We start from the raw sequence: 4,087 nt of genomic DNA, 5'->3' as shown, positions 1-4,087 counted from the left end.
TCAAGGGCCGGTATTGCGCTCGCGCCGTGTTTCCCCCTGGAGGCCGACACGGATCACCGCCCGCCGTGTTGGTGCAGCTGACGCCGATCGGCCCTGAGCTGGGCTCCGACAAGCGTCTCCGTCGACCGAAGTGCGGGCGCCGCGTCGCCCTCCAGGGGGAAACACGGCGCGAGCGCAATACCGGCCCTTGACGCGGCCCGGGGCTGCCAGGCACGCTGACACCAGCAAGACACCGCGCTTGCGACGGCCACGACGTGGGTATGACAGCGACGGCACCATCGGTCGCGGTAACCCGAGCGGCCCAGTGGGGAGTTGCGTTCTGAGCGGCCCGGCAGACCCCGGTTGAGGGGGGCCGAGGTGCGCTCCGCAAACAACCTGCGGGGTGGGCTGGACAGCGGTTAGCCTCTCGGCTACACTGCTAGTTTGCGCTGCCTTCCGACTTGACCCCTGCTCGGAAATGTCCGTTTACGGATATTTCTGGTGGGGTCATTGGAGTGCACGCGTACCAGCCGTTCTGCAGCACCGGTCCTCGGAAGGACGCATCTTGGCAGCTTCCCGCCCTGCGAAGACCAGTCGTACGTCGAGCGCATTCGCTCCCCGCCGAGTTTCATTCGGCAGGATCACCGAACACCTCGAGGTCCCCAACCTCCTTGCCATTCAGAACGAGTCCTTCGACTGGCTCGTCGGCAACGAGGCTTGGCAGGGCCGGTCGGCGGACGACCCGCACGCACGCTCGGGTCTCGCGGAGATCCTTGAAGAGATCAGTCCCATTGAGGACTTCTCCGGCACCATGTCGCTCTCCTTCTCAGCGCCGCGCTTCGACGAGGTCAAGGCCTCGATCGAGGAGTGCAAGGAGAAGGACCTGACCTACTGCGCTCCGCTCTTCGTGACCGCGGAGTTCACCAACAACACCACTGGCGAGATCAAGAGCCAGACGGTGTTCATGGGTGACTTCCCGATGATGACGCCCAAGGGCACCTTCGTCATCAACGGCACCGAGCGCGTCGTGGTCAGCCAGCTCGTCCGGTCTCCGGGCGTGTACTTCGACAAGCAGCCGGACAAGACCTCCGACCGCGACCTCTCCAGCGTCAAGGTCATCCCGAGTCGGGGTGCCTGGCTGGAGTTCGACATCGATAAGCGCGACACGGTCGGCGTACGCATCGACCGTAAGCGTCGGCAGGCCGTCACCGTCCTGCTCAAGGCCATCGGATGGTCGGCCGAGCGGATCCGTGAGCGGTTCGGCTGGTCCGAGCTGATGATGACCACGCTCGAGAAGGACCACATCGCCGGCGCCGACGAGGCCCTACTCGACATCTACCGCAAGCTGCGCCCTGGCGAGCCGCCGACGCGCGAGAACGCCCAGACCCTGCTCGACAACCTCTTCTTCAACCCGAAGAGGTACGACGTCGCCAAGGTCGGGCGCTACAAGTTCAACAAGAAGCTCGAGCTCGAGGTGCCGATCACCACCGGCACGCTGACCGAGGACGACATCGTCGCCACCGTGGAGTACCTGTGCCGGCTGCACGCCGGTGAGGAAGGCTACGAGGCCGACGACATCGACCACTTCGGCAACCGGCGCCTCCGCACCGTGGGCGAGCTGATCCAGAACCAGGTTCGGGTCGGCCTGTCCCGGATGGAGCGGGTCGTCCGCGAGCGGATGACCACGCAGGACGTCGAGGCGATCACCCCGCAGACCCTGATCAACATCCGCCCGGTGGTGGCGGCGATCAAGGAGTTCTTCGGGACGTCCCAGCTGTCCCAGTTCATGGACCAGACCAACCCGCTGGCGGGCCTGACCCACCGGCGTCGGCTGAGCGCGCTCGGCCCGGGTGGTCTGTCCCGGGAGCGGGCCGGCTTCGAGGTCCGCGACGTGCACCCGTCCCACTACGGCCGGATGTGCCCGATCGAGACGCCGGAAGGCCCGAACATCGGCCTGATCGGCGCGCTGTCCACCTTCGCCCGGGTCAACCCGTTCGGCTTCATCGAGACGCCGTACCGGAAGGTCGTCGAGGGTCGGGTCACCGACCAGATCGACTACCTGACCGCGGACGAGGAGGACCGGTTCGTCAAGGCCCAGGCCAACGCGCGCCTGAAGGCTGACGGCACGTTCGCCGAGGACCGGGTGCTCTGCCGTCGTAAGGGCGGCGAGACCGAGGACGTCGTCCCCGGTGCCGTCGACTACATGGACGTCTCGCCCCGGCAGATGACCTCGGTCGCGACCGCCATGATCCCGTTCCTCGAGCACGACGACGCCAACCGGGCACTGATGGGCGCGAACATGCAGCGTCAGGCGGTGCCGCTGGTCAAGGCCGAGGCGCCGCTCGTGGGTACGGGCATGGAGTACCGGGCCGCGGTCGACGCCGGCGACGTGGTGGTCGCCGAGGTCGGCGGTGTGATCGAGGATCTCTGCGCCGACTACGTCACCATCCACCAGGATGACGGCCACCGCCGGACGTACCTGCTGCACAAGTTCCGCCGCTCCAACGCCGGCTCCTGCGTCAACCAGAAGCCGGTGGTCTTCGAGGGCGACCGCGTCGAGGCCGGTCAGGTCATCGCCGACGGTCCGTGCACCGACGAGGGCGAGATGGCACTCGGACGCAACCTGCTGGTGGCGTTCATGTGCTGGGAGGGCCACAACTACGAGGACGCGATCATCCTGTCGCAGCGCCTCGTGCAGCAGGACGTGCTCACCTCGATCCACATCGAGGAGCACGAGGTCGACGCTCGGGACACCAAGCTCGGTCCGGAGGAGATCACCCGCGACATCCCGAACGTCAGCGAGGAAATGCTCGCTGACCTCGACGAGCGCGGCATCATCCGGATCGGCGCCGAGGTCGTCCCCGGCGACATCCTGGTCGGCAAGGTCACGCCCAAGGGTGAGACCGAGCTGACCCCGGAGGAGCGGCTGCTCCGCGCGATCTTCGGTGAGAAGGCGCGTGAGGTTCGGGACACCTCGCTGAAGGTGCCGCACGGCGAGACCGGCACGGTCATCGGTGTGCGCACGTTCTCCCGCGAGGACGGCGACGAGTTGCCGCCGGGTGTCAACGAGCTGGTCCGGGTCTACGTCGCCCAGAAGCGCAAGATCCAGGACGGCGACAAGCTCGCCGGCCGGCACGGCAACAAGGGCGTCATCTCGAAGATCCTGCCGGTCGAGGACATGCCGTTCCTCGAGGACGGCACCCCGGTCGACATCGTGCTCAACCCGCTCGGTGTGCCGAGCCGGATGAACATCGGCCAGGTGCTGGAGACCCACCTCGGTTGGGTCGCCAAGACCGGTTGGAAGGTCGAGGGCGACGACGCCGAGTGGAAGCGCCAGCTTCGCTCGATCGACGCGCACGAGTCCGTGGGGGACACCAACGTGGCCACCCCGGTCTTCGACGGTGCCCGCGAGGAGGAGATCTCCGGTCTGCTCGAGTCGACCCTGCCCAACCGGGACGGCAAGCAGCTGATCGGGCGTACCGGCAAGGCGCAGCTGTTCGACGGTCGTTCCGGTGAGCCTCTGCCGGACCCGATCGCGGTTGGCTACGTCTACATCCTGAAGCTCAACCACCTGGTCGACGACAAGATCCACGCTCGGTCGACCGGCCCGTACTCGATGATCACGCAGCAGCCGCTGGGTGGTAAGGCGCAGTTCGGTGGTCAGCGTTTCGGTGAGATGGAGTGCTGGGCGATGCAGGCGTACGGCGCTGCCTACGCCCTGCAGGAGCTGCTCACGATCAAGTCCGACGACGTTCTCGGCCGGGTGAAGGTCTACGAGGCCATCGTCAAGGGCGAGAACATCCCGGAGCCGGGCATCCCGGAGTCGTTCAAGGTGCTGCTCAAGGAGCTGCAGTCGCTGTGCCTCAACGTCGAGGTGCTCTCCAGCGACGGTGTGGCCCTGGAGATGCGCGAGACCGACGACGAGGTGTTCCGGGCCGCTGAGGAGCTGGGCATCGACCTGTCCCGGCGCGAGCCGAGCTCGGTCGAAGAGGTCTGAGGTGAGCGGTCGGGGAGTGCGGCCGGCAGGTCGTCCGGGGTGTTGAGGGTGACGATCTCCGGGGCGCCGTCGCCCTTGAGTTCCCGCTTGACCAGACCGGCGAGGGTGCCG

General features: G+C 66.9%; 2 pseudogenes. One reads left to right on the top strand and one right to left on the bottom strand.

Going from position 1 to position 4,087, the window contains the following annotated elements:
- Positions 1-457 precede the first annotated feature (457 nt).
- Positions 458-3,847: pseudogene (gene rpoB / locus ACWER9_RS31730) on the top strand (DNA-directed RNA polymerase subunit beta); the annotation flags it as partial.
- Here rpoB and ACWER9_RS31725 read toward each other — a convergent pair.
- A pseudogene (locus ACWER9_RS31725) lies at positions 3,751-4,087 on the bottom strand (hypothetical protein); the annotation flags it as partial. The pseudogenes rpoB and ACWER9_RS31725 sit on opposite strands and share 97 nt — an antisense overlap.

The organism is Micromonospora sp. NPDC003944, from assembly GCF_053605225.1.
Note: the sequence above shows the minus strand (reverse complement) of the source record. Positions and strands in the feature narration are given on the sequence as shown.